This window comes from Pseudomonas fitomaticsae (assembly GCF_021018765.1).
Classification (GTDB): Bacteria; Pseudomonadota; Gammaproteobacteria; order Pseudomonadales; family Pseudomonadaceae; genus Aquipseudomonas; species Aquipseudomonas fitomaticsae.
Genome location: NZ_CP075567.1, coordinates 1,475,278 through 1,501,592, shown reverse-complemented (window position 1 = coordinate 1,501,592; position 26,315 = coordinate 1,475,278). Strand labels below are relative to the sequence as shown.

General features: G+C 61.4%; 25 protein-coding genes. 9 read left to right on the top strand and 16 right to left on the bottom strand.

What is annotated here, in order from left to right:
- The first annotated feature begins 42 nt into the window (after positions 1–42).
- Positions 43–420 carry a hypothetical protein gene (locus KJY40_RS06620; RefSeq protein WP_039769649.1) on the top strand — a complete coding sequence of 126 codons (378 nt, stop codon included), beginning with the start codon at positions 43–45 and terminating at the stop codon, positions 418–420.
- Positions 421–496: 76 nt separating this feature from the next.
- On the opposite strand, the gene KJY40_RS06615 is transcribed toward KJY40_RS06620, so the two are convergent.
- Positions 497–706 (bottom strand): cold shock domain-containing protein, encoded by a 210-nt coding sequence (locus KJY40_RS06615; RefSeq protein ID WP_007954750.1) that lies wholly within the window; start codon positions 704–706, stop codon positions 497–499.
- Positions 707–1,209: 503 nt separating this feature from the next.
- Between KJY40_RS06615 and plsB the strand changes: the two genes are divergently transcribed.
- The 3 genes from plsB to KJY40_RS06600 are packed head-to-tail and all read left to right on the top strand — an operon-like array spanning position 1,210 to position 4,878.
- Positions 1,210–3,714, top strand: a complete 2,505-nt coding sequence (plsB, locus tag KJY40_RS06610) for a glycerol-3-phosphate 1-O-acyltransferase PlsB (protein ID WP_230735706.1) — start codon at positions 1,210–1,212, stop codon at positions 3,712–3,714.
- Positions 3,715–3,765: 51 nt separating this feature from the next.
- On the top strand, positions 3,766–4,164 hold the full coding sequence (locus KJY40_RS06605) for a YbaY family lipoprotein (RefSeq protein ID WP_085605193.1): 399 nt from the start codon (positions 3,766–3,768) through the stop codon (positions 4,162–4,164).
- A gap of 24 nt (positions 4,165–4,188) precedes the next feature.
- Positions 4,189–4,878, top strand: coding sequence for a DUF4197 domain-containing protein (locus KJY40_RS06600; protein ID WP_230735704.1), 690 nt, complete (start codon positions 4,189–4,191; stop codon positions 4,876–4,878).
- On the opposite strand, the gene KJY40_RS06595 is transcribed toward KJY40_RS06600, so the two are convergent.
- The 3 genes from KJY40_RS06595 to KJY40_RS06585 form a co-directional block, all read right to left on the bottom strand.
- Positions 4,875–6,269, bottom strand: coding sequence for a Fic family protein (locus KJY40_RS06595; RefSeq protein ID WP_230735702.1), 1,395 nt, complete (start codon positions 6,267–6,269; stop codon positions 4,875–4,877). The two genes, KJY40_RS06600 and KJY40_RS06595, sit on opposite strands and share 4 nt — an antisense overlap.
- 659 nt (positions 6,270–6,928) lie before the next feature.
- Complete coding sequence (locus KJY40_RS06590) at positions 6,929–9,997, bottom strand: efflux RND transporter permease subunit (protein ID WP_221532924.1); 3,069 nt, start codon at positions 9,995–9,997, stop codon at positions 6,929–6,931.
- A gap of 6 nt (positions 9,998–10,003) precedes the next feature.
- The gene (locus tag KJY40_RS06585; RefSeq protein WP_230735700.1) at positions 10,004–11,104 is read right to left on the bottom strand and encodes an efflux RND transporter periplasmic adaptor subunit; all 1,101 of its coding nucleotides are present in this window, start codon (positions 11,102–11,104) and stop codon (positions 10,004–10,006) included.
- A gap of 94 nt (positions 11,105–11,198) precedes the next feature.
- Between KJY40_RS06585 and KJY40_RS06580 the strand changes: the two genes are divergently transcribed.
- Positions 11,199–11,834: a TetR/AcrR family transcriptional regulator gene (locus KJY40_RS06580; protein ID WP_230735698.1), complete on the top strand. Its 636-nt coding sequence runs from the start codon at positions 11,199–11,201 to the stop codon at positions 11,832–11,834.
- A gap of 132 nt (positions 11,835–11,966) precedes the next feature.
- Here KJY40_RS06580 and KJY40_RS06575 read toward each other — a convergent pair whose 3' ends face one another.
- On the bottom strand, positions 11,967–12,749 hold the full coding sequence (locus KJY40_RS06575; protein ID WP_007954738.1) for a class I SAM-dependent methyltransferase: 783 nt from the start codon (positions 12,747–12,749) through the stop codon (positions 11,967–11,969).
- Positions 12,750–12,842: 93 nt separating this feature from the next.
- Between KJY40_RS06575 and KJY40_RS06570 the strand changes: the two genes are divergently transcribed.
- Complete coding sequence (locus KJY40_RS06570) at positions 12,843–13,457, top strand: hypothetical protein (protein ID WP_007954734.1); 615 nt, start codon at positions 12,843–12,845, stop codon at positions 13,455–13,457.
- 4 nt (positions 13,458–13,461) lie between these two features.
- Here the strand turns inward: KJY40_RS06570 and KJY40_RS06565 are convergent, their stop codons facing one another.
- The 7 genes from KJY40_RS06565 to ppc all read right to left on the bottom strand — a co-directional run bounded on the left by KJY40_RS06565 (position 13,462) and on the right by ppc (position 20,705).
- Complete coding sequence (locus KJY40_RS06565; protein WP_230735696.1) at positions 13,462–14,154, bottom strand: extensin-like domain-containing protein; 693 nt, start codon at positions 14,152–14,154, stop codon at positions 13,462–13,464.
- 2 nt (positions 14,155–14,156) lie between these two features.
- Entirely contained in the window at positions 14,157–14,993 is an 837-nt protein-coding gene (locus tag KJY40_RS06560; RefSeq protein ID WP_230735694.1) for an isocitrate lyase/PEP mutase family protein, read from the bottom strand.
- Positions 14,994–15,025: 32 nt separating this feature from the next.
- A complete protein-coding gene (locus KJY40_RS06555; protein WP_230735692.1) occupies positions 15,026–15,886 on the bottom strand; it encodes a DUF72 domain-containing protein in 861 nt (286 codons plus the stop codon).
- On the bottom strand, positions 15,886–16,194 hold the full coding sequence (locus tag KJY40_RS06550; protein WP_007954720.1) for a hypothetical protein: 309 nt from the start codon (positions 16,192–16,194) through the stop codon (positions 15,886–15,888). Before KJY40_RS06550 ends, KJY40_RS06555 begins: the two co-directional genes overlap by 1 nt.
- Before the next feature lie 172 nt (positions 16,195–16,366).
- Positions 16,367–17,041, bottom strand: coding sequence for a tRNA (adenosine(37)-N6)-threonylcarbamoyltransferase complex dimerization subunit type 1 TsaB (gene tsaB / locus KJY40_RS06545; RefSeq protein WP_230735690.1), 675 nt, complete (start codon positions 17,039–17,041; stop codon positions 16,367–16,369).
- Between the two features lie 94 nt (positions 17,042–17,135).
- Positions 17,136–17,786: an adenylate kinase gene (gene adk / locus KJY40_RS06540; RefSeq protein ID WP_230735688.1), complete on the bottom strand. Its 651-nt coding sequence runs from the start codon at positions 17,784–17,786 to the stop codon at positions 17,136–17,138.
- A gap of 288 nt (positions 17,787–18,074) precedes the next feature.
- Entirely contained in the window at positions 18,075–20,705 is a 2,631-nt protein-coding gene (ppc, locus tag KJY40_RS06535; protein ID WP_007954713.1) for a phosphoenolpyruvate carboxylase, read from the bottom strand.
- A gap of 214 nt (positions 20,706–20,919) precedes the next feature.
- Here ppc and KJY40_RS06530 point away from each other — a divergent pair, with 214 nt between their 5' ends.
- The 3 genes from KJY40_RS06530 (at position 20,920) to KJY40_RS06520 (ending at position 22,850) form a co-directional block, all read left to right on the top strand.
- Positions 20,920–21,264 (top strand): pilin assembly protein, encoded by a 345-nt coding sequence (locus tag KJY40_RS06530; RefSeq protein WP_230735686.1) that lies wholly within the window; start codon positions 20,920–20,922, stop codon positions 21,262–21,264.
- 331 nt (positions 21,265–21,595) lie between these two features.
- Complete coding sequence (locus tag KJY40_RS06525; protein WP_007954708.1) at positions 21,596–22,000, top strand: DUF4398 domain-containing protein; 405 nt, start codon at positions 21,596–21,598, stop codon at positions 21,998–22,000.
- Between the two features lie 55 nt (positions 22,001–22,055).
- Complete coding sequence (locus tag KJY40_RS06520) at positions 22,056–22,850, top strand: OmpA family protein (protein WP_230735684.1); 795 nt, start codon at positions 22,056–22,058, stop codon at positions 22,848–22,850.
- Between the two features lie 67 nt (positions 22,851–22,917).
- Here the strand turns inward: KJY40_RS06520 and KJY40_RS06515 are convergent, their stop codons facing one another.
- The 4 genes from KJY40_RS06515 to KJY40_RS06500 form a co-directional block, all read right to left on the bottom strand.
- A complete protein-coding gene (locus tag KJY40_RS06515; protein ID WP_085609172.1) occupies positions 22,918–23,247 on the bottom strand; it encodes a hypothetical protein in 330 nt (109 codons plus the stop codon).
- Positions 23,244–24,158 (bottom strand): alpha/beta hydrolase, encoded by a 915-nt coding sequence (locus tag KJY40_RS06510; RefSeq protein ID WP_007954702.1) that lies wholly within the window; start codon positions 24,156–24,158, stop codon positions 23,244–23,246. Before KJY40_RS06510 ends, KJY40_RS06515 begins: the two co-directional genes overlap by 4 nt.
- 162 nt (positions 24,159–24,320) lie before the next feature.
- Positions 24,321–25,598: a flavohemoglobin expression-modulating QEGLA motif protein gene (locus KJY40_RS06505; protein ID WP_007954701.1), complete on the bottom strand. Its 1,278-nt coding sequence runs from the start codon at positions 25,596–25,598 to the stop codon at positions 24,321–24,323.
- 33 nt (positions 25,599–25,631) lie between these two features.
- Positions 25,632–26,186, bottom strand: a complete 555-nt coding sequence (locus KJY40_RS06500; RefSeq protein ID WP_192563670.1) for a hypothetical protein — start codon at positions 26,184–26,186, stop codon at positions 25,632–25,634.
- Positions 26,187–26,315: the final 129 nt, after the last annotated feature.

Below are 26,315 nucleotides of genomic sequence, written 5' to 3'. Positions count from 1 at the left end.
AAATCCGCGAATGGATTTTTCAGACCCGCAGTGAGGACATCCATGCGCCAACCGGACATCGAGATTTACCTGAAAGACGCCGACGTCGACCACAAGGCCATTTCCGCCTGGCTGGGCGCCGCTCTCGGCCCGTGCAGCGACTGGGTACAGAAAGGCCAGACCTACAAGTGCAAGGCCGGCAACATCCCGGTGACCTGGCTGCCGAAAGCCGTGGGCAAGTGGAACAGCCTGTACCTGGAAAGCGATGCGACCCCATGGGACGACGACATCGCCTGCGCCCGCGCAGCCTTTGCCGCGCTGAACGTCGAAGTGCGTTGCGCGCCGGGGACGTGGGTCGAGGAAGAAGGTGAGGAAACGGCGGATCGCTGGATTCGCATCAGCGCCGATGGTGAAGAAGAGATCACCTGGAAAACGGCGTAACGAAGCTGTACACAGAACCTGTGGGAGCGGCGGTTCGACGCTCCCACAGTGTTTTTTGGGGGCCGAAGAGTGCGGTTTACAACCCGACCACGTCTTCAGCCTGCAACCCCTTCTGCCCTTCCACCACCGCATACTCAACCTGCTGACCCTCGGTCAGCGAACGGTGGCCTTCGCCGCGGATCGCGCGGTAGTGCACGAATACGTCCACCCCGTCTTCGCGCTGAATGAAGCCGTAGCCCTTGGCGTCGTTGAACCACTTCACGTTGCCGGTTTCACGTGTTGCCATCTGTTCATACTCCCTTTTTATTATTGAACAGGCTTTTCGCAGGAAAGCCTTTGAGGAACGTCAGCCTGCGTCCGACGTCCATAAAAGGGCCCCGGCGACAGATCGCCGAGTATATGACAGGCGGCAAAACTCTCAACAGGAGATTACTTCGCCGCTTTTTTGCCGATTTTCGAGTAATCCGGCAAACTAAGGGGGCGTTCTTCATGAGTTTTCGCGCCGCGTTGTCGCCTTAAAGCGGACCAGGCAAGGCGCAGGCCGCTGGAAATGGTTGTTCCCTTTCCAAGGCCTGCAACGCAGCCTGGTCCGCTTTAAGGCACAACCCGAAGGGCCGCGCCTGCTGTTGTGCAGGGCTGCGTTGCTCGAAGCTTGTTTGGAACGACCAAACCACGCTTCTCGCGCCTTGCCCTGCACAACAGCAGGCACGGCGCGGCACGAAAACTCATGAAGAACGCCCCCTGCCCGCCCGAGCAAACGCTCGGTTTATCCACTCACGCAGAAGCCGTATGACCCGTTCCCCGTTCCGCCGTCTTGTGTTTGGCACCTTGCGCCGACTGTTGTATCTCTGGGTTCGCTCCGAGACGATCAACCAGTCGTCGTTCACCCTCAACCTCGACCGCAGTCGTCCGGTGTTCTACGTCCTGCAAAACCCATCGCTGACCGATCTGGCAGTGGTCGACACCGAGTGCACCAAGGCCGGCCTGCCGCGCCCGGTGCTGCCGGTGTCCGTGGGTTCGTTGATCGAACCGGCGGCGTTCTTCTACCTGACGCCGGACCCGGACTGGCTCGGCCGCCAGGACAAGCGCGGTGCGCCGCCGACCCTGACCCGACTGGTCAGCGCCCTGAGCCAGAATGCTGCCGAAGACGCGCAGATCATTCCGGTCAGCGTGTTCTGGGGCCAGTCGCCGGACAGCGAGAACAGCCCTTGGAAACTGCTGTTCGCCGACAGCTGGGCCGTCACCGGGCGCCTGCGTCGCCTGCTGAGCATCATGATTCTGGGCCGCAAGACCCGCGTGCAATTCTCGGCGCCGATCCACCTGCGCGAGTTGATCGAACACAACAAGGGCCACGAACGCACCGTGCGCATGGCCCAGAGGATCCTGAGGGTGCACTTTCGCAACCTCAAGGCTGCGGTGATCGGCCCGGACATTTCCCACCGCCGCAACCTGGTCAAAGGCCTGCTCAACCAGCCGCTGGTCAAGCAAGCGATCCTCGACGAAGCCGAGCGCGAAAACATTTCTCCGGAAAAAGCCAAGGCCCAGGCCCTGCGCTACGGCAACGAGATCGCCTCGGACTACACCTATACCGCAATCCGCTTTCTCGAAGTGGTGCTGAGCTGGTTCTGGAACAAGATCTACGACGGGATCAAGGTCAACCACATCGAAGGCGTGCAGAAGGTCGCCCAGGGTCACGAAGTGATCTACGTGCCGTGCCACCGCAGCCACATCGACTACCTGCTGCTGTCGTACTTGCTGTTTCGCAACGGCCTGACCCCGCCGCACATCGCCGCCGGGATCAACCTGAACATGCCGGTGATCGGCAGCCTGCTGCGCCGTGGCGGCGCGTTTTTCATGCGCCGCACGTTCAAGGGCAATCCGCTGTACACCTCGGTGTTCAACGAATACCTGCACACCCTGTTCACCAAAGGTTTCCCGGTCGAGTACTTCGTCGAGGGCGGGCGCTCGCGTACCGGGCGCATGCTGCAACCGAAAACCGGGATGCTCGCGATCACGATGCGCAGCTTCCTGCGCTCGTCGCGGATGCCGATCGTGTTCGTGCCGGTGTACATCGGTTACGAGCGCGTGCTTGAAGGCCGGACCTACCTCGGCGAACTGCGTGGCGCGAGCAAGAAGAAAGAATCGATCTTCGACATCTTCAAAGTCATCGGCGCGCTCAAGCAGCGCTTCGGCCAAGTGGCGGTGAACTTCGGCGAGCCGATCAAACTCGCCGAATTCCTCGACAGCGAACAGCCGGACTGGCGCCAGCAGGAACTCGGCCCGCAGTACAAACCGGCCTGGCTCAACGAAACCACCAACCGCCTCGGCGAGAAAGTCGCGCAGCATCTCAACGAAGCCGCAGCGATCAACCCGGTCAACCTGGTGGCGCTGGCGCTGCTGTCGACCACCCGCCTGGCACTCGATGACCGGGCCATGGCGCGGGTCCTCGATCTGTATCTGGCGCTGCTGCGCAAGGTTCCGTACTCGCCGCACACCACCTTGCCGGAAGGCGATGGCCGGGCTTTGATCGAGCATGTGAAGGACATGGATCTGCTGTCCGAGCAGAACGACGCGCTGGGCAAGATTCTGTATCTGGACGAGCAGAACGCCGTCCTGATGACCTACTACCGCAACAACGTGCTGCACATCTTCGCCCTGCCGGCGCTGCTGGCGAGCTTCTTCCAGAGTGCATCGCGCATGAGCCGCGAACAGATCCTGCGCTACACCCGCGCGCTGTATCCGTACCTGCAATCGGAGCTGTTCATCCGCTGGACCCTGGACGAACTGGATGCAGTGATCGATCAGTGGCTGGAAGCGTTCGTCGAACAGGGCCTGCTGCGTTTCGAAAAAGACGTGTACCTGCGCCCGGCACCAAGTTCGCGGCATTTCGTGCTGCTGACCCTGCTGTCGAAGAGCATCGCCCAGACCCTGCAGCGCTTCTACATGACCGTTTCCCTGCTGCTCAACAGTGGCCAGAACAGCATCAGCGCCGAAGAGCTGGAAGACCTGTGCACGGTCATGGCCCAGCGCCTGTCGATCCTGCATGGCCTCAATGCACCGGAATTCTTCGACAAGAGCCTGTTCCGCCATTTCATTCAGACTCTGCTCGACCTCGACGTGTTGCGTCGCGATGAAGCCGGCAAGTTGAGCTACCACGAACTGCTCGGCGAACTGGCCGAAGGCGCAGCCAAACGGGTGCTGCCGGCGGAGATTCGCTTGTCGATCCGTCAGGTGGCACTGCATCGCAGCGAAGATGCGGCCGATCAGGTCGCCGCCCCTGTGCAAAGCGACTAAGTTCCTACAGGCGCCAGGCTTCTTCTGGCGCCGTCGATACGGAGATCTCCGATGAAAAAACTTTCCCTGCTTGCCGCCGCCACCCTGCTCAGCGCCTGCCAGTCGACCTCACCGGCCGGCAAGGTCAGCCTCGATGGCGAAGTGTTCTACCTGCAACGCATCGCCCTGCCGCCAAGTGCGACCTTGAGCGTGAGCCTGCAGGACGTTTCGCTGGCCGACGCTCCGGCCGTGGTACTCGACGAACAGAAAGGCCCGGTCAAAGGCCAGGTGCCGCTGCCGTTTCATTTGAGCTACGATCCGGCCCAGGTCAAACCCGGCCACCGCTACTCGGTCAGCGCACGCATCGAAGTCAACGGCGAGCTGATGTTCATCACCACCGAAAACCATGCCGTGCAGCTCGATGGCAAGGATCCGCAGCCGCTGAAGATCCGCGTCGACGCTGCCCGCTAACTCTCTCCGAACAAGGAAGCCGCCATGCTCCGTCCTACCCTTCGCTTCGCCGGCCTGTGCGCGGGCCTGATGATCTCCGCCAACGCACTGGCCCTGTCCCTCGGCGACCTGTCGCAAGGCGACGCCACCGGCGGCCTCAAGGATGCCCTGACCCAGGGCGCGCAACTGGCCGTCAAACAACTCGGCACCCCGGGCGGTTTCAGCAACAACCCGGACGTGAAGATCGAACTCCCGGGCAAACTCGGCAAAGTCGCCGGCAAGATGAAAGCCTTCGGCATGGGCGCCCAGGTCGATGAGCTGGAAACCGCCATGAACAAGGCCGCGGAAACCGCCGTCACCCAGGCCCAGCCGATCCTCGTCGACGCCGTGAAGAAAATGAGCGTGGAAGACGCCAAAGGCATCCTCAGCGGCGGCAACGACTCCGCCACCCAATACCTGGACAAATCCAGCCGCGAACAGATCCGCACCAAGTTCCTGCCGATCGTCAAACAGGCAACCGACAAGGTAGGCGTAGCCCAGAAATACAACGCCTTCGCCGGCCAGGCCGCGACCTTCGGCGTGGTGGATGCGAAGAGCGCCAACATCGAAAGCTACGTGACCGAACAAGCGCTCAACGGCCTGTTCGAAATGATCGGCAAACAGGAAGAAACCATCCGCAAGAACCCGGCCGCTGCGGCGACGAGTCTGGCGAAGAAGGTGTTTGGTACGCTCTAAACCGGCACGACACGGGAGTGAGCTGTCTCACTCCCGTTATTCAATCCGCCACCAGCAGATACACGTAAAAAGTACACCCACTCGCGCCCCATTTTCTTCTTCTCGAAAACCTGCAGCTCAACCAACCCGCTCAACGCCGACACTGCTGTGTTGTAGGCACAACCAAGATGCTCCTTGACGTTCCCCGCCGTGAACTCCTTCGCCACCCCACTTCTGGCCACCTGATAAATCGCTCGCTGCCGCTCTGTCAGCCGATCAAAAAAACCCGAACAGGTCAGCCAGTGCTCGAAGTCTTCGCTGTACGCCACACTCTTGCGATACACATCGGTAAACCCCTCAACCGCGCGCAGAATCACCGAACATTGAAACTCGATGAAGTACGTCAGATCGAGTTCATCAGCCTCGCTGTGCAAATACGACCGCCCATACTTCACCGGCGCGTTGCGCAGTAAAAGACTGATCGCGATATAGCGGAACGCCGAAAACTCATGCTTGAACATGAACCAGTAAAACAGCGCCCTGGCGACCCGCCCGTTGCCATCGCGAAACGGATGTTCGTAACCCAGGGCAAAGTGCAGCGTGATCGCCTTGATCAGCGGATGCAGGTAGTTTTTTTGCCGAGGTGAACTCTGTGGTTGATTGATCCACTGCGAGAGCAAATCCAGTCGCCTCACCAATCCAGCGGCAGGCGGTGGCGTGTGCACGGTATTCCCTTCGCCGTCCTGCACCACCACTTCATCGTTGGTCCTGAAAAGCCCGGGGTCATACTGCTCGTCATCAATGCCTTCGACACCGACTCGATGGATCGACGCTATCAACTCCACGCTCAATGGCTCGTAACGTTTTTCCCAGGCGAAATTCATCATCCGGTAATTACCCATGACCATCCGCTCATCCGGCGTACGCGGCTGACGCCGTTGCTTAAGCATGTCCTTGGCAACTCGAGTGGTGGTCGCGGCGCCCTCCAGCTGACTGCTGCTGATCGCCTCATCCTCGATCAAATCGTCAAGCAAATAACTGAAATGCGCCCGCTCGCCTATCTGGCTGGTCATGTACTCCAGCGACGCCGTCGTGGTTTGCCGATCAACCACTGAAAGGGCCTTCTGCGCGGTGGGCGTCGGCACAAACTTCCCCCACTGCGCCGGTTCCCCCAAAGGCAGAAGCTGAATGTACTGAGCGACTCGCGCCTTCTTGACCAACGCCCAACACAAACGCGAATCCAGCCCGCTGGCCCAGCGATACCGCAAATCCTCAAAAGGCAGATACCGCCCCTGATCATCCAGCGGCTTGAGCAACGCAAGATAATCCGCCAGACGCTGCTTGTGAGGCGCGCGCATCAACAACTCAAAGACCGGATCGGCCCGCCCCTTCAATACCGGCGGTTTCTTCATCAACGCTGACTCAAACAAGGCTGAAAAACAGCCTCGAGTACAGCACTGCCAACACAGCGACTCAATATCGGAGGCGTCTGAAAAACTTGTAGGAGGCGACACAGAGTCCTACACCATTGTTTTGCTCAGCTGTCAGGCTGCCATCGCTAGCAGGCCAGCTCCGACAAGATTGAGTCCAACCGATAGAGCATGGTCGGCAGACAGGCCGCCTTCGCGAGCAAGCTCGCTCCCACAGAAAAGCGCAAAACCCTACACTCCGATGCGCTTCGCTTCTCACCACTCAACACAATGAGCGTTAGCTCGAGTACCGCTCTTGACGTGCCGGCCCCTTCGGCCGGCTGAGTGGAGGGATTTATCCGGGGGCAGGCGCGTAGCGCCGTTCGACGAAGTCGAACACATCGAGAGGAGGTGCAGCGAAGCAAACCGGAGGCGATGCCCCCGGATGAATCCCGGAACGAAGGACCCCCGATCCCCAGCGAGGGGCCGAACGCCGGGGCCCAGCGTTTTGGTTCCTTTTGGCTGGGCCGGCATTCCGGCGTTTGCAAAAGGGACTCGCCGTAAGGGCGAAACCGCCAGCGGCAACACCCGCAGAAACGGATATTCACCCAAAACCCCAAGAGCCTGGCCGGCCCAAAGGCCGCCACGCTCACCAAACCAAATCAAGACTCCTTACGCACCCTGAACCAAGCCGCATACAACGCCGGCAAAAACAAAAGCGTCAAAGCAGTAGCAACAATCAACCCCCCCATGATCGCCACTGCCATCGGCCCGAAAAACACACTGCGAGAAAGCGGAATCATCGCCAGCACCGCCGCCAAAGCCGTCAACACAATCGGCCGGAACCGCCGCACGGTCGCCTCGATGATCGCCTGCCAGGGCCTGAGCCCGGCGGCGATGTCCTGCTCGATCTGATCCACCAGAATCACCGAGTTACGCATGATCATCCCCGACAGCGCGATCGTCCCGAGCATCGCCACAAACCCGAACGGCTGACGGAACACCAGCAGAAACAGCGTCACCCCGATCAACCCCAACGGTGCCGTCAGAAACACCATCGCCGTGCGCGAGAAACTGCGCAACTGCACCATCAGCAAGGTCAGCACCACGACAATGAACATTGGCACCCCGGCGTTCACCGACTTCTGCCCACGCTCCGAATCCTCCACCGTACCGCCGACATCCAGCAGATAGCCGTCCGGCAATTCGGCACGGATCGGATCAAGCGTCGGCATGATCTGCTTCACCAGCGTCGCCGGTTGCTCCTTGCCGTAAATGTCCGCGCGCACGGTCACGTTCGGCAGGCGATTGCGGTGCCAGATGATGCCTTCCTCGAAGCCATATTCCAGCGTGGCAATCTGCGACAGCGCGACGCTGCGACCGTTGTCGGTCGGCACCGCCAGACTCGGCAGCAACGACAGTTCGGTGCGCTCGTGCACGGTGCCGCGCAGGAGGATTTCGATCAGTTCGTTGTCCTCGCGGTACTGGCTGACACTGGAACCGGTCAACGAACTCTGGAGGAATTTCGCCAGATTCGCCGTGCTCACACCCAACGCCCGGGCACGATCCTGATCGATGTTCAGGTAGACGACCTTGCTCGGCTCTTCCCAGTCCAGATGCACGTTCACCACATGCGGGTTCTCACGCACCTTGGCCGCGACTTTCCGGGCCAGCGCGCGAACTTCTTCGATGTGCTCGCCGGTGACACGGAACTGCACCGGATAGCCAACCGGAGGACCGTTCTCCAGGCGCGTGACCCGCGAGCGCAGGGACGGGAACTGCTCGTTCAAGGTGTCGATCAGCCACGTGCGCAGCGCTTCGCGCTCCTCGATGGTTTTCGCCAGCACGACAAACTGGGCGAAGCTCGCCGCCGGCAGTTGTTGATCCAATGGCAGATAAAAGCGCGGCGAACCGGTGCCGACATAAGCGACATAGTTGTCGATGCCAGCGTGATCCTTGAGCATCGCTTCCAGGCGCTTGACCTCGCCCGTGGTATTGGCCAGCGAGGCGCCCTCGGCAAGCTTCAGATCGACCATCAACTCCAGTCGCCCGGACGCCGGGAAGAACTGCTGCGGCACGAACCGGAACAACGCCACCGACGCCACGAACAGCAGCACGGTGAGCACGATCACGGTTTTGCGCCGACGCACGCACCACTCCACCAGACGCCGCACCCGTTGGTAGAACGGCGTTCCGTAAGGATCGGTCTGACCGTCCGCCGTACCGTGTTTGGCTGCATGAATTTTCGCCAGATCCGGCAGGAGCTTTTCCCCCAGATACGGCACGAACACCACGGCCGCTACCCAGGATGCGAGCAAGGCGATGGTCACCACCTGGAAGATCGAACGGGTGTATTCGCCGGTGCCGGATTGCGCCGTGGCAATCGGCAGGAAGCCTGCGGCGGTGATCAGCGTACCGGTGAGCATCGGGAACGCGGTGCTGGTCCACGCATAACTGGCAGCCTTGATCCGGTCGAAACCCTGCTCCATTTTGATCGCCATCATTTCCACGGCGATGATCGCGTCGTCCACCAGCAAACCCAGCGCCAGCACCAGCGCGCCGAGGGAAATCTTGTGCAGGCCGATGCCGAGGTAATACATGCAGGCGAACGTCATCGCCAGCACCAGCGGAATAGTCAGCGCCACCACCATGCCGGTGCGCACGCCGAGGGAGAAGAAGCTCACCAGCAACACGATGGCCAGCGCTTCGACCAGCACCTGGACGAACTCACCCACGCCGGTTTTCACGGCTGCTGGCTGATCGGAGACCTTGCGCAACTGCATGCCGGCCGGGAGGTTTTTCTGGATGCGGGCGAACTCGATTTCCAGGGCCTTGCCCAGTACCAGAATGTCGCCGCCGTCCTTCATCGCCACCGCAAGACCGATGGCGTCCTCACCCATGAAGCGCATGCGCGGCGCCGGAGGATCGTTGAAACCGCGCCGCACGTCGGCGACATCGGAGATGCGGAACGTACGATCACCGACCCGGATCGGGAAGTTCTTGATCTCGTCGACTGTCTGAAAATTCCCCGAGACCCGTAGCTGCAATCGCTCGCTGCCGGTTTCGAAGAAGCCCGCGGTGGATACCGCGTTCTGTTCCTCCAGCGCCTGCTGCACGGCTGCCAGCGGCAAGCCGAGGGTGGCGAGTTTGACGTTGGACAGCTCGACCCAGATCTTCTCGTCCTGCAAACCGAGCAGATCGACCTTGCCGACGTCCTTGACCCGTTGCAGCTGGATCTGGATGCGGTCGGCGTAATCCTTGAGCACCGCGTAGTCGAAACCGTCGCCGGTCAGCGCATAGATATTGCCGAAGGTGGTGCCGAACTCATCATTGAAAAACGGCCCCTGAATCCCCGGCGGCAAGGTCTGGCGAATGTCGCTGACTTTCTTGCGCACCTGATACCAGAGGTCCGGAATCTCCACCGAATGCATGGAGTCGCGGGCAATGAACGTGACCTGGGATTCACCGGGGCGCGAGAACGAAACGATGCGCTCGTACTCGCCGGTTTCCATCAGTTTCTTTTCGATGCGCTCGGTGACCTGGCGCGAGACTTCCTGCGCCGTTGCGCCCGGCCAGCGGGTCTGGATGACCATGGCCTTGAAGGTGAACGGCGGGTCTTCACTCTGGCCGAGCTTGGTGTAGGACAAGGCGCCGACGATCGCCAGCAAAAGCATCAGGAACAGTACGATCTGGCGATTGCGCAGCGCCCAGGCGGAAAGATTGAAACCCATCGGGGATTACTCCTTGTCCGCCAGATTGACCACGCGGTTGGAGCGATCCACCGGACGCACCTGCTGCCCTTCCAGCAGCACGTGAACGCCAGCGGCGACCACCCAGTCGCTGGCGTTCAGGCCTTCGAGCACCGGCACGGTTTTCTCACCGAACGGGCCGGTACGCACCGGGGTCTTTTTCAACGTGTTGTTGGCGCTGACGACCCAGACGTAGGTCGCGCCGTTTTCGGCCGTCAGCGCCGAGAGCGGCACCGACAGCGGGATGACATCGGCGGTCTGCACGAAGACCCGGGCGCTCTGGCCCAGTTCTGCCGGGACTTTGCCGGAGGTGAATGAAATACGCGCGGCGAAGGTGCGGGACTTTGGATCGGCGGCCGGCGACAGCTCGCGGATCTGCCCGGCAAAGCGCTGGTTCTGTTGTGTCCACAGTTCCACCGACACCGGCTGGCCAACCTTGAAGCGGCCGAAACTCTGCTCCGGCAGGCTGATCAGCACTTCCCGTTCGCCGTCAGTGGCGAGGGTGAAAACGGTTTGTCCGGCGGCGACCACTTGCCCGACTTCCACCGAACGCTTGGCCACCACGCCATCCTGAGGCGCGCGCAGCACGGCGTAACTGGCCTGATTGGTCGAGACGTTGAATTCGGCTTTGATCTGTTTGAGGCGGGCTTCGCCGGAGCGGTAAAGGTTCTCGGCATTGTCGTAGGCCGAGCGACTGACCATCTGCCGTTCCATCAGGGTCTTGTAGCGGTCACGTTCGGCACGCACCAGGTTCAGGTTGGCTTCGGCGGCCGCGACCTGGGCCCGGGTGGCTTCCAGTTGCAGGCGCACATCCTGCGGATCGAGTTCGGCGAGCGGTTGATCGGCTTTCACGCGCTGGCCTTCCTCGACCAGTCGTCGGTTGACTTTGCCGCCGATGCGGAACGCCAGATCGGGTTCGTAGCGGGCGCGCACCTCGCCCGGATAACTTTCCATTGCCTGCGCCGAAGGCTCTGGCTGCACCACCATGGCCGGTCGCACGCTGACTGGCGTCACCTCTTCCTTGCCACATGCCGACAATAAAAACGCCAGACTGACTGGCACCGCAAAGGACAACGCATGGCGGAACATGGTGAAGGACCTTTCGCTAAGGAGGCTTGGAATAATTATACTGGCCGGTATGTTATTAATAGCAAACTCACCAGTCCAGTATTAAAAGCGAAGAATGTCGAACAATCTTTCCACTCCAAACGGCCCCGGCCGACCGAAGGATCCGGCCAAGCGCCAGGCGATTCTCGAGGCGGCGAAAATCCTGTTTCTGAGTCATGGCTATGCCAACACCAGCATGGACGCGGTGGCCGCCGAGGCTGGTGTGTCGAAGCTGACGGTCTACAGCCATTTCAACGACAAGGAGACGCTGTTCTCTGCCGCCGTGGTGGCCAAATGCGAGGAACAATTGCCGCCGCTGTTCTTCGAATTGCCCGACGGCATCGCGGTGGAAAATGTGTTGCTGAACATTGCGCGCGGCTTTCACCACCTGATCAACAGCGATGATTCGGTGAACCTGCATCGCCTGATCATGGCGCTGGGCAGTCAGGATCCGAAGCTGTCGCTGATCTTCTTCGAGGCAGGTCCCCAGCGCATGGTGCAGGGGATGGAACGGTTGCTGCGGCGGATTCACGAAACCGGCGTGCTGAGCATCGACAACCCGCATAACGCCGCCGAGCACTTCTTTTGCCTGATCAAGGGTGCGGGAAATTTCCGCCTGTTGTACGGCTGCGGTGAGCCGCTGAGCGGCGAGGCGGCGGAAAGTCATGTGCGGGAAGTGGTCGGGCTGTTCATGCGGGCCTATCGACCCTGATTTCTGCGGCGTCTGCACTGACGCTATCGCTGGCAAGCCAGCTCCCACAGGGATCGCTGTTTAGTCACCTATTGTGTGCACAGCACTGAACCTGTGGGAGCTGGCTTGCCAGCGATTGGGGACGACTCGGTCTCAGGCCTTGAGCGCTTTCTTCGGGTAGATGTCATAGCGACTGGATTTGCCATCCAGCGCATGACTCGGTTTCGGCCCTTCGATGCACGGCGCCTTGCGCGGGCGCTTGACCACCACCCGGTGCGTGGCCAGCGCCAACGCTGCTTCCAGCAACGCCGGTGCATCCGGATCATCGCCTACCAACGGACGGAACAGGCGCATTTCCTTCTTCACCAGCGCGGTTTTCTCACGATGCGGGAACATCGGGTCGAGGTAGATCACCTGCGGCGGCTCGCCCTCCCAATTGCGCATCACCTCGATGGAGTTGCCCTTGAGCAGCTTCATCCGCGCCACGATCGGCGCCACATCGAAGTCTTCCGCAGCACGGGCCAGACCATCCTCCAGCAAGGCGCCGATCAATGGCTGGCGCTCGATCAGGCTCATCTCGCAACCGAGACTGGCCAGCACGAACGCATCCTTGCCCAGCCCTGCCGTGGCATCCAGCACCCGTGGACGCACACCTTGGGCGATGCCGACCGCCTTGGCGATCATCTGCCCGCTGCCGCCGCCGTACAACCGGCGATGGGCCGCACCGCCCTCAACGAAGTCGACCCGCACCGGGCCCGGCGCATCCGGCCCAAGCTGTTGCAGTTGCAAACCCTGCTCGCCGACCTGCAGGGCAAACTCGCCGTCGGCCACCTGCAACGGCAGGTTCAGGCGCTGCGCCCACTGCTCGGCCTGCGCTTCGAACGTCGGGCCGAGGGCCTCGACATGGATGCGGCAGGCCGCGGGTTGCTCAATCATGGAAAACACGCTCAAAAAAGTTAAGGATCGGCAAAATCCGCCGATAACCCAATCAACGCGCATTTTGCCAGAGCTGAGCGTCAACCGAAAAAAATGTCAGGCATTCTTCCCACATCGATTGGCTACATTTCGCCCACAGGCGACTTCAGCCGTCATAACACTCAAGCATTGGGCGGCGTCAGCCACCTGTGGCAGGATTTCTTTGCCCAGGCACTGGCCGAACAATCCAGTGATGTGGTGCCGGCCTGCGGCACTTTCCCGCCGGTCGATCTGCAAAGCCCTGAAGAACCGACCGTTGGCAGCGAACTGCACGCGCACATCGTCAGCCAGCGTGAATGCGATGTGGTTGAAACCGAGGTGCGTCCGCCGGAGCCGCTGTTCCTGCCGATCGCCGAAATCGACATGACACTGGCCGAGCCATACCCTCCGTTCCCGGCAGAAGAAATCAAGACTCAGCAAAAGCAGCAGGATTTCGACAGCAGCTGGGTTCGTCCGGTCGTGATCAACAACGGCCAGCCAATTCCGGAACCCGGACCTGCCCCGCAGAAAAAGCCGCTGTACCTGCCGATTGCCGAGTTCGACTTGGATCTGCTGCAGCCTTACCCGCCGTTCCCGCCGGAAGAAATCGTCGAGCAGCAGAAAGCCCTGGACTTCGATAACGGCTGGGTGCGCCCGATCGTTCAGCAGAACCTGCGCATCGCCGCCTGATCCCTCAGCGGCACACGCTCCAGCGCCCGACATCGACATGAAAGTGATTGCGATGGGCGGCGTTGTAATCCGGACTCAACACCACACTGAACGCCTCGCAGGCGCCATCGCGCACCTGCCGTAGAAACTGCGCGTCCTGGTTTTGCTTCGGCCAGTCCCTGAGCACGCTGATCGCGCGACCATCCGCCAGACGGAAGCCGGCGATGTCCAGCGCATCGGCGCTGGCATGGCGGCTGAGCGCGCCGTTCTCGCGGTTGTAGACGTTGCGGCAGGCGAAGCTGCCGAGGTGATCGACCCGCGCCACAGGCTGACTGTAGACCTGCTGCGCCGCCGGTTGCAGCGTATGGCGCTCGAACAGCGCAAACGCCACGGCCAACGGGCAACTGGCGAGAAAGCTGCTGCTGAGCCCCACCCCGCCGCCCTGCACGCGCAAAGCGCCGATCAGCGGGCATTTGGCATCCGGACTGTCGGCCTGTGGCGAAACCCGCAGGCCGGAGCTGCCCAATGCCTGCTCACACAAGGCCGGATCGCTGCGCAGGCGCATCAACTTGTAGCCCGTGAGCCAGTTGGGCGTCGCCTGCACGTCCAGTGGCGCCCACGGGTTCCATTGCGGCGGCACATCGAGCCAACCGCGCCAGACGCCGATCAGGCTGCCACCGATGATCAGCAGCCCTGCCAACAGCAGCCAGCGCCCCATGCTCATCCCTTGAAGAAATGATTGGCCTTGGCGTACGGCATCGAACGAGAGGTAAAGGTGAACGTGCCGGACTGCTGGATTTCTTCAGCCGCGCGGAAAAACTCGCCGAACGCCGCCAGTGCCAGCGCCGAACCGGTGCTGATCCGCTTCACGCCCATTTCTTCCAGCTGCTGCACCGTCAGTTTCAAGCCGCCGGACATCAACACATTGACCGGTTTCGGCGCCACCGCGCGCACCACCGCCAGAACTTCTTCGGCGGTGCGTAGACCCGGCGCGTACAACACGTCGGCGCCGGCTTCGGCAAAGGCCTGCAAGCGGCGGATGGTGTCGTTGATATCGGGATTGCCGTGCAGGTAGTTTTCCGCACGGGCCGTCAGCATGAAGGGAAACGGCAAGGTGCGCACGGCAGCGACGGCGGCTTCGATCCGCGCCACGGCGTGTTCGAAGCAGTAGATCGGCAAGTCTTCCCGGCCGGTGGCATCTTCGATCGAACCACCCACGGCGCCTGCTTCCGCCGCGCGGATCAGACTTTGCGCCGATTCGGCCGGGGCGTCGGCGAAGCCGTTTTCCAGATCCACCGCCACCGGCAGATCGGTGGCCGCGACAATCGCCCGGACATTGGCCAGGGTATCGTCGAGACTCAGGCCACCATCGGGCTTGCCTTGGGAAAACGCATAACCGGCGCTGGTGGTCGCCAGTGCCTGATAGCCGAGACTGGCGAGCATCTTCGCGGAACCGGCATCCCATGGATTGGGAATCACGAAAATCCCGGGGCGTTCGTGCAGGGCTTTGAAGGCTTCGGCTTTACGGACTTGTTGTTGACGGGCTTGGGCGTCCATCGGCAGGCTCCTGGGCAGGAAAGAAATCCGCCTCAGAGCAGGCCAAGTTGCTCGGCGGCGGGTTCTCTGTATAGCTCAGGCAAAGGTCGCAGGCCAGGCAAACGTTGCATCAGTTGTGCGTGGAAACGTTGCGCCAGCTTCGCTGCGAGAAGGTTGTCGGCGGTGTGCAGGAAGATGTAAGGCGTGCGGCCCTCTTCGATCCACTCGGCGATCTTCGTCACCCACGGCACCAGGAACGGATCGTTGGCCTCAAGCTCCGGATGGCCGATGAAGCGCACCTGCGGGAATTGAGTGAACGCTGCCGGACGCGTCGGTACGCGGGGCTTTTTCGATTGGGCGTGGATCACCGACGATTCGGTGGACAGGCAACTGAACAAGGCGCGTGGATCGAGGCAGATGCGCTCCACGCCGCGATCCAGCAACAGCCGGTTGAGCAGTCGCTCACTCTCACCCTTGGCGAAGAACTGTTCGTGGCGCACTTCCACCGCCAGCGGACAATCCAGCGCATCGATAAACGCGGCGAGCTCCGGCAAGCGATGCGGCGTGAAGCTTTTCGACAGTTGCAGCCACATTGGCGAGACGCGCTCACCGAGCGGCTTGAGTAGCTGAAGGAAGGTTTCGGCGGCGGTCAGTTGATCGCGCAAGTCGCCGCTGTGGCTGATGTCACCGGGAAACTTGGCGGTAAAACGAAAGTGTTCCGGCATCACCTCGGCCCAACGCTGCACGGTGGCGGGCGAAGGGCTGGCGTAGAAGGTCGTGTTGCCTTCCACGGCGTTGAACACTTGTGAATAGAGCCCGAGGAAATCGGAGGTCCTGGCGTCTACCGGATACAGGTACTCGCGCCAGGCGTTTTCGCTCCAGGACGGGCAACCGAGGTAGTAAGGCAGATCCATCAGATGTACAGATCGAGGCCCAGCACGTCTGCATCCCAATCGACAAAACCGGCGGTGCTCAGGTAGCTGGCCAGGGCCATGGCCACGCTTTTCTTCATCGCGCGGTGATAAATCATGTCTTGTTGGCGGGCGGGCAGATTGCTCAGGCGTTGCGCGGTGGCTTTGGCGGCACGGGCAGCCAGTTGCTCTTCGGTCGGGAATTCCAGCTCGCCGTCGATATCGTCGACGGACTCATCCAGCGCCGGATTGCCTTTGCGAGGCTTGCGCTTGATGGGGTAGGAATGAGTGGAAACGCCGTCTATACGCATAAAGTCATGCTCGGTATCGATGATGGCAATTTAGCGGCACCTGACCGACTTAGCAAATCGCCGAGTGATAACTAGAACACATAAAAGACAAAAGGTTTAAAGCGCGGGGTTGGAAACGGACGATTGGCAGGAACGGGAGAACCCTGCGGCGAATGCCACAGGGTGAATGGACTCAGCGGGCTTTCGGAGTGGCCACTTTGTCACGCAGATAAACCGGCTGGGCGTCGTCTGCCGGAATCGCTTCGCCACGCTCCCAGGCGAATCGCGCGAGAGTCAGCAGGTCTTCGGCGTGGGGCAGCATGCCGGCATCGGAACCGCTCAGGTTTACAGCGATGCGTTCGCCATAACCCCAGCCAGTGCCGGCACCAAACCAGTCACCCGAGGCATCGTCCGGCAGCGCGGCGACTTCCGGCGGCAGAACCGCCTCGGCGCCGACCAGACGCATCTTCCCGGCCGTCTCGCGGTAGCAGCCCCAATACACCTCATCCATCCGCGCATCGATGGCGGCCGCGACCTGGCTCACGCCGTGCTCGCGATAAGCCCGTTGCGCCAGCACGGCCAGGTTCGACACCGGCAACACCGGGCGATCCAGCGCAAACGCCAGGCCCTGCACCACGCCGATGGCAATCCGCACGCCGGTGAAAGCGCCCGGGCCACGGCCGAAGGCGATGGCGTCCACCGCTTGCAGGGTGGTGCCGGCGTCGGCCAGCAGTTGCTGGATCATCGGCAGCAGTTTCTGCGCATGCAGGCGCGGGATCACCTCGTAATGGCTCGTGACCTTGCCGTCATGCAGCAAGGCAACGGAGCAAGCTTCAGTCGCGGTGTCCAGGGCCAGCAAGGTGCTCATCGATGTGTCCGTAAATCAGGTGGGGAAAAAGTGCGCCAGTATAAACAACTACGGCCCGCAAGCGGGCCGTGGATGATGCAGCGGATCAGGTTTTTCAGCTCAGCGCTTCAAGCACCTTGGCGGTGATCGCTTCAACCGAACCGACGCCAGGGATGTGGCTGTACTTCGGCTTGCCACCGTTCCTGGCGGACAGGTTCTGGTAGAACTCCACCAGCGGCTTGGTCTGCGAGTGGTAGACCGACAGGCGATGACGCACGGTTTCTTCGGTGTCGTCCTTGCGCTGTACCAGCTCTTCGCCGGTGATGTCGTCTTTACCGGCAATTTTCGGCGGGTTGTAGACGATGTGGTAAACGCGGCCGCTGGCCTCGTGAACGCGACGACCGGCGATACGCTGAACGATTTCTTCGTCTTCAACGGCGATTTCGACCACGGCGTCCAGCTCGACACCGGCAGTCACCAGTGCTTCAGCCTGAGGAATGGTGCGCGGGAAGCCATCGAACAGGAAACCCTTGGCGCAATCGGCTTGAGCGATACGGTCCTTGACCAGCGCGATGATCAGGTCATCCGACACCAGGCCGCCGGCATCCATGATGCTCTTGGCCTTGATGCCCAGCTCGGTGCCGGCCTTGACCGCAGCACGCAGCATGTCTCCGGTGGAGATTTGCGGAATGCCGAATTTCTCGGTGATGAACTTAGCCTGAGTACCTTTACCGGCCCCGGGAGCTCCCAGCAGAATGACGCGCATCGATGTGCTCCTCAATTTTTTATATAAAAAACAACGGATTCGCCTCGTGGGGCCAATCTCAAAAAACGGGTCGTGGCCGCCCAAACGGCCAAAGGCTGATCAAGATACACAGCAGGCTGCGCCCACACAAGACGCCAAAAGTCGGAGAAACCGGCGCCCGCCGCGACCTTGCGACGCGGTTCCCCAAGTCGCAACCCCATCATTAACTGTCGCCTGACCGCATTTTTCCCACGGCCAATAAACGGCACCCGAGGTTCGCCCCGGGTGCCCCGCCCCACGCAGAAAACCTTAGCCGGTATTTCGCAAACCGGCGGCAATCCCCGCCACAGACACCAGCAACGCCTGTTCCACCGGGCTGCCCTGCTCGACATTCTGCTGCCGCGAGCGCGCCAGCAACTCGGCCTGCAATAGATGCAGCGGGTCGAGGTAGGTGTTGCGCAGACGGATGAATTCCAGGGTGTCCGGGCTATGTGCCAGTAGCTGCGACTGACCGGTCAGGCCGAGGACTACGGAACACGCCTGCGACAATAGGTCGCGCAAGTGCGCACCCAAAGGCAGCAAGTCAGACTCCACCAGACGCTCGTCGTAGGACAGCGCAATGTCGGCGTCGGCCTTGGCCAGCACCATCTCCAGCATGTCGATGCGCGTGCGGAAGAACGGCCACTGCTCGCGCATCTGCCCCAGCAATTCGCCTTCGCCGCGCTCCAGCGCTTTGCTCAACGCGGTTTCCCAGCCGAGCCAGGCCGGCAGCATCAGGCGGGTCTGGGTCCAGCCGAAGATCCACGGAATCGCCCGCAGACTTTCGATGCCACCGGCGCGGCGCTTGGCCGGACGGCTGCCCAATGGCAAGCGCCCCAACTCCTGCTCCGGTGTGGACTGGCGGAAATACTCGACGAACTGCGGATTTTCCCGCACCACCGCACGGTAAGCGGCGACACCGTCAGCGGCCAGTTCATCCATCAAATGCCGCCATTCAGGCGTCGGTGGCGGCGGCGGCAACAAGGTCGCTTCGAGCACAGCGGCCAGATACAGATTGAGGTTTTGTTCGGCGATGTCCGGCAGGCCGAATTTGAACCGAATCATTTCCCCCTGCTCGGTGGTGCGGAAACGTCCCGCCACCGAACCCGGCGGCTGCGACAGAATCGCCGCGTGCGCCGGGCCGCCGCCACGGCCCACGGTGCCACCGCGACCGTGGAACAGCAGCAGTTCAACTTGCTGCTCGCGACAGATTTCCACCAGCCGTTCCTGAGCCCGGTATTGCGCCCAGGCCGCCGCCGTGGTGCCGGCGTCCTTGGCAGAGTCGGAATAGCCGATCATCACTTCCTGCGGGCCTTGCAGCCGCGCGCGGTAACCCGGCAGCAGCAACAGACGTTCGATCACCGGGCCGGCGTTGTCGAGGTCGGCGAGGGTTTCGAACAACGGCACCACGCGCATCGGCCGCAGTACGCCGGATTCCTTGAGCAGCAATTGCACCGCAAGCACATCGGAAGCGGCACCGGCCATGGAGATCACGTAGGAGCCCAGCGAAGCGCCCGGCGCGGCGGCGATTTCCTTGCAGGTGGCGAGCACTTCGGCGGTGTCGGCCGAGGGTTTGAAATGCGCCGGCAGCAACGGCCGACGGTTTTGCAGTTCGCGAGTCAGGAAGCTGATGCGCTGTTCTTCGTCCCACTCCTCGTACTTGCCGAGGCCGAGGTAATCGGTGATTTCAGTCATGGCTGCGCTGTGGCGGGACGAGTCCTGACGCACATCGAGGCGCACCAGGAACAGGCCGAAGGTTACAGCCCGACGCAGACAATCGAGCAACGGCCCGTCGGCGATCACGCCCATGCCGCATTCGTGCAGCGAGTTGAAGCACAGCTCCAGCGGATCGAGCAGGTCGCGGTTGTTGTGCAACACATCGGCCGGGGCCGGCGTGGTGGCGGTCAGCGATGCATGGGCCCAGTTACGCGTGGCGCGCAGCCGTTCACGCAATTGCTTGAGCACCGCACGATACGGCTCGGCACTGTCGCCGGCCCGGGCCTTGAGCGCTTCGCTGGCCTGCTGCATCGACAGTTCGGCGGCCAGGTGATCGACGTCACGCAGGTAAAGATCCGCCGCCATCCAGCGCGCCAGCAACAACACTTCGCGGGTCACGGCAGCGGTCACGTTCGGGTTGCCGTCACGGTCGCCGCCCATCCACGAAGCGAAGCGGATCGGCGCGGCTTCCAGCGGCAAGCGCAAACCGGTGGCGGCGAACAGCGCCTGATCGGCCTTGCGCATATGGTTGGGAATCGCCTGCCACAGCGAATGCTCGATCACCGCAAAACCCCACTTGGCTTCGTCCACCGGGGTTGGCCGGGTGCGGCGGATTTCTTCGGTGTGCCAGGCTTCGGCGATCAGGCGTTGCAGGGTGTTGTGGATCTGCTCGCGTTCGGCCGTGGTCAGGTCGCGGTGATCCTGGGCTGCCAGTTGCGCGGCAATCGCGTCGTACTTCTGGATCAGCGTGCGGCGGGCCACTTCAGTCGGGTGCGCGGTGAGCACCAGTTCGATCTCCAGCCGCGCCAGTTGCCGGGCCAGGGATTCAGCGCTGTGCCCTTCGTTGCGCAGGCGGGCGAGCAGTTCCGGCAGCACGCGGGACTCGAACGGCGCGGCCTGGGTCTCTTCGCGGCGATGGATGAGCTGGTACTGCTCGGCGATGTTCGCCAGGTTGAGAAACTGGTTGAAGGCCCGCGCCACCGGCAGTAGTTCGTCTTCGCTCAACTGATTGAGGCTGGCGCTGAGTTCGGCGTCCATCGAGCCGCGCCGGTCGGCCTTGGCGCCCTTGCGGATCTGCTCGATCTTGTCGAGAAACGCCTCGCCGTACTGGTCACGAATGGTGTTGCCCAACAGCTCACCGAGCAGGTGAACGTCTTCGCGCAAGCGTGCATCAATATCGGTCATCAGCATCTCTCCAGCAGTAATCGGTGACGGATCGCAAGTGAGTGGATGAACAGAGAGTGCCGCTCTGGGACGCTTCTTACAAGCAGACGACGAAGGGACTTTAAACCTTGAGGCTTGAAGCTAGTCTCAACAGTAAGCCGCACAACGGCTTGCCGCCGGCTCACGGCGAACACTCACCAAGACCTGCTATGAGCAGGTGCGACATGAGGTTTTTATGAAAATCCGTGAACTCGCCCAGCATTGGGAAGAAACCGCCAAGGGCTGCCTGACCGATACCGGCTACACGATTCATCTGGATGTGGAAGCTGCCGCACGGCTGGCGGCGATCGCCGAGATGTACCCCAAACGCCACGCCGAAGAACTGCTCGGCGAGCTGATCGGCGCCGCTCTCGAAGAGTTCGAAGCGAGCCTGCCGTATGTGAAAGGTTCGACCGTGGTCGCCACCGACGAGGAAGGCGATCCGCTGTATGAAGATGTCGGCCCGACTCCGCGTTTTCTCGCGCTGTCACGGCGGCATTTGCATGACTTGTCGGCTGCAGCCGGCAAGCAGAAACACTGATCCCCGATACTTCAAAACTGTGGGAGATGGTTTGCCTTCGATGGCCTCATCGCTGGCAAGCCAGCTCCCACAGGGACTGAATTTCTCCTGCGCTTTTACGCCATTTTTCGCCCGCGCGTACCACTCTCCCCCGTCAAAGTTCCCGGTTTAGAGCCTTGTCCGTTTGGTCAGAATATTTTTTGGCGATGAGCCATCTTTTCTGAACTTTTGAAAAATGCCTTCGGTCGGAACAGGTAACCACGCCTGGAACGAGCGTTTCAAAACGCACTTGCACATGACGGTTGCGGCTCCGCTACCAGGATGGATTTCGAAGCTTTCAAGGAGTTAACCAATGGAGTTGAAGACCATGAAGACCCAAACCTCGTTTTCCCACCTGCGCGGTCTGAAACTGGCCGCTCTCGCCATCGGCACCAGCTTCGTGCTGGCCGGTTGCGCCGGCAATCCACCGACCGAGCAGTACGCCGTGACGCAATCGGCGGTCAACAGCGCGGTCAGCGCCGGCGGTACCGAATTCGCCGCCGTGGAAATGAAGCAGGCGCAGGACAAGCTCAAACAAGCCGAAATCGCCATGCACGACAAGAAATATGACGAGGCTCGCACATTGTCCGAACAGGCCGAGTGGGACGCCCGCGTCGCTGAACGCAAGGCTCAGGCAATGAAAGCCGAACAAGCGGTGAAGGATTCCCAGAAAGGTGTTCAGGAACTGCGTCAGGAAAGTCAGCGCACCGTGCAGTAAGCGCGCATCCCGACCGCAAGGCTGAAACTCTTATCGATAGAAAGGACGAACGATTATGCGTAAACAACTGATGATCCCCGCTCTCCTGGCCGCAAGCGTTGCCCTGGCTGCCTGCTCGACGCCGCCGAACCCGAACCTGGAACAGGCGCGCACCAACTACGCCGGCCTGCAAGCCAACCCGCAGGCCAGCAAAGTCGCGGCGCTGGAAACCAAGGATGCCAGTGATTACCTGGACAAGGCCGACAAGGCTTATCTGGACAAGGAAGACCAGCACAAGGTCGACCAACTGGCCTATCTGACCAACCAGCGCGTGGAAGTGGCCAAGCAGACCATCGCCCTGCGTACCGCTGAAAACAACCTGAAGAACGCCGCCGCCCAACGTGCCCAGGCCCGTCTGGACGCTCGCGATCAGCAGATCAAGCAGCTGCAGGACAGCCTCAACGCCAAGCAGACTGATCGCGGTACGCTGGTGACCTTCGGTGACGTGCTGTTCGCCACCAACAAGGCCGATCTGAAATCCAGCGGTCTGGTGAACATCAACAAACTGGCGCAGTTCCTCCAGGAAAACCCTGACCGCAAAGTGATCGTCGAGGGCTACACCGACAGCACCGGTACGGCGAACTACAACCAGTCGCTGTCCGAGCGTCGTGCGACATCGGTGCAGGTTGCACTGATCAAGATGGGCGTCGACCCGTCGCGCATCGTGGCCCAGGGTTATGGCAAGGAATACCCGGTGGCGGATAACGGCAGCGTTTCGGGCCGTGCAATGAACCGTCGGGTGGAAGTGACCATTTCCAACGACAACCAGCCAGTAGTGCCGCGCTCGGCCGTGAGCTCGACCGCGCACTGATTTGCTGAGCGGTAAATGAAAAGCCCCGCCTGAGTGATCAGGCGGGGCTTTTTTGTTTGTCGCAGGTTTACTCTTCGAGCTTCTGCGGCGTCTCCTGGCCCATGCAGCGCACGGCCTTTTTCTGGCTATTGACCAGCACCCCGGTCAGGCCTTTCTGTTCGGTGTCGAACAGCACCAGCACGCCATCGATGCACTGCGCCACTTGCGGCGCCGGGGTCAGGGAAACTTTGTAGTCTTCGCCGGGAATGGTCTTGAGCATGGTGAATTCGTTGAGCAGCAACGCATCCTCGGGTTTGGCGAAGTGCAGGTAGCCGTAGTACCACAGGGCGCCGACGGTGCCGAGGATGCTGCAGATACCGGTGATGATCAGCGGGATGGCGTTACGTTCTTCACTCATTGCGGACTCTCTGGTGGTTCGTCTTCAGAATTCGGGGGTGTTGGATAGTTCGGGATCTCGCCGAGGCGGCGCAGGCCGTTGAAGTGTTCGGGGTCGTCGAGGTAGCGCAGCATCACCTGCCGCCAGACGGGGTCGCCGAAAGTCTGCACATGCCCGCCCCGGGTCAGCTGCAGCACGCGCGGTGGCGGCGCAGCTTGATACAGACGGATGCCGTTGGAAAGGGGCACCAGCGGATCGTCGAGGCTGTGGAAGATCAGTTTCGGCACGCCGTTGAGTTGCGGCATCGCGTTGATCGCACTGTCGCCATCCGGCACCAGCCACGACAGCGGCACCTGAAATGGCCAGGTCAGCCACGAGGTGCTGAGGGCGTATTGGCCGACGCTGCGGTAACTGGCGGGCACGCCGTCGAGCACCAGGGCCTTGAGCTGTTTTTGTCTTTGCGGATGTTGCACCAGCCAATGCACCGCCATCGCCCCGCCGAGGCTCTGACCCAGCAACACCAGCGGTTTGCCTTTGACTTCCGGCGCCTTGTCCAGCCAGGCGAAGGCGGCATCAATGTCCTGATAGATCGCTGGCAGGCTCGGTTCGCCTTCGGACAAGCCGTAACCGCGATAGTCCACCAGCAGCACTTGGTAGCCGTTTTTCGGCAGCCACCAGCTCCCGCCCAGGTGCATCGGCAGGTTGCCGCCGTTGCCGTGCAGGTGCAACACCGTGCCCTTGACCTCGACCCCGGGCTTGGCCGGCAGCCACCAGGCGTTCAGTTTGAGGCCGTCGGCGGTGGTCAGGGTGACGGTGCGGTATTCGAGCTTGGCTTTTTCCGGGGTGAAGATCTGACCCGGCTCGGGGTAGAACAGCAAGGAGCTGCAACCGCCGAGGGTCAGGAGCAGGCAAAGGATGCCGAGGATTCTCATCCGGTGAAACCTCGCGAAGAGAGTTGAAATGCAACCCTTAGGAAAACAAATGACCTTGTGGGAGCGGGCTTGCCCGCGATGGCGGAGGATCAATCGACATCAACGTTGAATGTCAGACCGCTATCGCGGGCAAGCCCGCTCCCACAGCGGACGGTGTTGGAGTTACAGGATGTTGGAGTAATCCGCCTCGATCCGGTCCAGGCTCAAGTGATTGAGGAAGTTGGAGAAGCACATCCACGCCGACAACGCGTTCATGTCGCGGAACTGGTCCGGCAGGTACTTGGGCGGCACCACCAGGCCTTCGTCCACCAGCTGCCGCAGGGTTCGCATGTCCTCCAGCGTGGTCTTGCCGCAGAACAGCAACGGGATCTGCTCGAGCTTGCCCTTGCGCACGGCCAACTGAATGTAGTTGTAAACCATGATGAAGCCCTTGAGGTAGGACAAGTCTTTGGTGAATGGCAGACCGGTCGGCGTCGATCCACGGAAAACCCGACTGGCGTTGCCGTAGCTTTCCGCCATCTCGAAGCCCTGCTCGCGGAAGAACTCGAACACCTGCAGGAAGTCCGCGCCCTCCTCGACCATGTGAATGGCGCGGGTGCGATTGGTCAGTTTGCGCAGGCGGCTCGGGTAGGAGGCGAAGGTGATGATTTCCATCAGGATCGCCAGGCCTTCCTGAGTCACCGTCGACGAGGGCGGTCCCTTGGACAGGAAGGTGCAGATCGGCTGGTTCAAGCCGTTGAGCGTGGTGCCGACGTGCACCAGGCCTTCGTGGACTTCCAGCGCGCGCACGTCGCGGTCGTTGAACATCGCATCAGTGCGGATCTTGATGTAGTCGGCGCCCGCCGCCGCGTCGGCGACGATGCCGTCGGACTCGAATACGCGGATGGTTTCCTCGGCCTCGCCGAACACCTTGTTCAGCCGGGTTTGCAGCAGGTGCACGGCGTCCTTGGCGGTGAGGATCTTCGGTTCGTCCTTCAGGTCGCCACGGCCGTCGATGTTGTTCAGGTAATCGGACATCATCAGGCCGAGGTCGGCGAGGGTCGGGTCACCGGCGTGGAACGCATCGGACGCGGCGCCGTACAGTTCCTGGGATATCAGGCCGAAATCCTCGGTGCCGCGTGCTTCGAGCATGCGCACCACCATCCGGTATTCCTTGCACATGCGGCGCATGATCTGGCCGACCGGGTTGAACTGGCCGAGCTGACGGGTGATGTCCCGTTCGATGTTCTGGAATTCCAGCTTGACCTTGCTTGAGTCGAAGGACAGCGGCCGGTTGAGGTAGTAGTCGCGATCCACAGCCGGCAATTCCTTGCCCTTGGCCTTGAGGAACCCCTTGCGGATGTTCTCGTCCCACTTGACCGCGTCGAGCACGCGGATCGGCGTCTGCGCCAGCACTATGCGATCGGACAGAATGCGTATCGTCTGCTGGTAATCGTCCACCCGAAACTCCTGTAGAAAACGTGACGAACTGAATTATTTGGCTTTGGCCTGATGCTGATAGCGCGCCGCTTCGACGAAAACGTCGGAATTGGCCGGGTCGTCGAGGTAAGCAAAGACCTTTTCAAGCGGGCTGTCGACCTGCACGCCCTCGCCGTCATCGGTCTGGAAGCCCTGGCCGTCGAGGGTTTTCTGGGCGATGGCCTGGTTGATCTGTTCGAGGTCGAGGTTGTAGATCACCAGCTCGCGCTTGTCGGTGATCTCGAAACCGGCAATGGTGAAGTGCCCGCCGTATTGCGCCGGCACCTTCGCCGACAGGTACCAGCGGTTGCCGTGGCGCGACACCGTGAACGGATAGGCTTCACGCTCGCGGGGTTTGGCTTTGAAGTACGCAACCGCCTGATAGCGATCGTTTCCCAGGCGCGTCAGCTCCAGATTCATCGGCTCGCCCCAGGCATTGGTGCTCGACCATTGGCCGAGCAGGCCCTTGGGCGCCGGTTCACTGGCGGGCAGCGGCTCGCGGAAGGTCACCAGACAACCGCTGAGCAGCAGGAACGACAAGGCGATCAGCACGCCACGCCAGGCTTTCATTCGACACTCCCTAGACCCGAACTCACCAGCGAACCTGTGGGAGCGAGCTTGCTCGCGATGGCGGAGTGTCAGCCAATGAAGACTTTGAATGACAGATCGCAATCGCGAGCAAGCTCGCTCCCACAGGGG

What these genes read in the sequence shown, in the direction of transcription:
- KJY40_RS06565 (WP_230735696.1), bottom strand. Translation starts at nt 14,154, where the DNA reads ATGGGGCGCTGGCTGCTGTTGGCAGGGCTGCTGATCATCGGTGGCAGC.
- KJY40_RS06590 (WP_221532924.1), bottom strand. Translation starts at nt 9,997, where the DNA reads ATGGGTTTCAATCTTTCCGCCTGGGCGCTGCGCAATCGCCAGATCGTA.
- KJY40_RS06605 (WP_085605193.1), top strand. Translation starts at nt 3,766, where the DNA reads ATGAAAAAACTTTCCCTGCTTGCCGCCGCCACCCTGCTCAGCGCCTGC.
- KJY40_RS06515 (WP_085609172.1), bottom strand. Translation starts at nt 23,247, where the DNA reads ATGAGTGAAGAACGTAACGCCATCCCGCTGATCATCACCGGTATCTGC.
- KJY40_RS06555 (WP_230735692.1), bottom strand. Translation starts at nt 15,886, where the DNA reads ATGGATCTGCCTTACTACCTCGGTTGCCCGTCCTGGAGCGAAAACGCC.
- adk (WP_230735688.1), bottom strand. Translation starts at nt 17,786, where the DNA reads ATGCGCGTCATTCTGCTGGGAGCTCCCGGGGCCGGTAAAGGTACTCAG.
- KJY40_RS06500 (WP_192563670.1), bottom strand. Translation starts at nt 26,186, where the DNA reads ATGAAAGCCTGGCGTGGCGTGCTGATCGCCTTGTCGTTCCTGCTGCTC.
- KJY40_RS06580 (WP_230735698.1), top strand. Translation starts at nt 11,199, where the DNA reads ATGTCGAACAATCTTTCCACTCCAAACGGCCCCGGCCGACCGAAGGAT.
- KJY40_RS06570 (WP_007954734.1), top strand. Translation starts at nt 12,843, where the DNA reads ATGTCAGGCATTCTTCCCACATCGATTGGCTACATTTCGCCCACAGGC.
- KJY40_RS06585 (WP_230735700.1), bottom strand. Translation starts at nt 11,104, where the DNA reads ATGTTCCGCCATGCGTTGTCCTTTGCGGTGCCAGTCAGTCTGGCGTTT.
- KJY40_RS06560 (WP_230735694.1), bottom strand. Translation starts at nt 14,993, where the DNA reads ATGGACGCCCAAGCCCGTCAACAACAAGTCCGTAAAGCCGAAGCCTTC.
- KJY40_RS06550 (WP_007954720.1), bottom strand. Translation starts at nt 16,194, where the DNA reads ATGCGTATAGACGGCGTTTCCACTCATTCCTACCCCATCAAGCGCAAG.
- tsaB (WP_230735690.1), bottom strand. Translation starts at nt 17,041, where the DNA reads ATGAGCACCTTGCTGGCCCTGGACACCGCGACTGAAGCTTGCTCCGTT.
- KJY40_RS06510 (WP_007954702.1), bottom strand. Translation starts at nt 24,158, where the DNA reads ATGAGAATCCTCGGCATCCTTTGCCTGCTCCTGACCCTCGGCGGTTGC.
- KJY40_RS06600 (WP_230735704.1), top strand. Translation starts at nt 4,189, where the DNA reads ATGCTCCGTCCTACCCTTCGCTTCGCCGGCCTGTGCGCGGGCCTGATG.
- plsB (WP_230735706.1), top strand. Translation starts at nt 1,210, where the DNA reads ATGACCCGTTCCCCGTTCCGCCGTCTTGTGTTTGGCACCTTGCGCCGA.
- KJY40_RS06575 (WP_007954738.1), bottom strand. Translation starts at nt 12,749, where the DNA reads ATGATTGAGCAACCCGCGGCCTGCCGCATCCATGTCGAGGCCCTCGGC.
- KJY40_RS06525 (WP_007954708.1), top strand. Translation starts at nt 21,596, where the DNA reads ATGGAGTTGAAGACCATGAAGACCCAAACCTCGTTTTCCCACCTGCGC.
- KJY40_RS06620 (WP_039769649.1), top strand. Translation starts at nt 43, where the DNA reads ATGCGCCAACCGGACATCGAGATTTACCTGAAAGACGCCGACGTCGAC.
- KJY40_RS06615 (WP_007954750.1), bottom strand. Translation starts at nt 706, where the DNA reads ATGGCAACACGTGAAACCGGCAACGTGAAGTGGTTCAACGACGCCAAG.
- KJY40_RS06520 (WP_230735684.1), top strand. Translation starts at nt 22,056, where the DNA reads ATGCGTAAACAACTGATGATCCCCGCTCTCCTGGCCGCAAGCGTTGCC.
- ppc (WP_007954713.1), bottom strand. Translation starts at nt 20,705, where the DNA reads ATGACCGATATTGATGCACGCTTGCGCGAAGACGTTCACCTGCTCGGT.
- KJY40_RS06530 (WP_230735686.1), top strand. Translation starts at nt 20,920, where the DNA reads ATGAAAATCCGTGAACTCGCCCAGCATTGGGAAGAAACCGCCAAGGGC.
- KJY40_RS06595 (WP_230735702.1), bottom strand. Translation starts at nt 6,269, where the DNA reads ATGAAGAAACCGCCGGTATTGAAGGGGCGGGCCGATCCGGTCTTTGAG.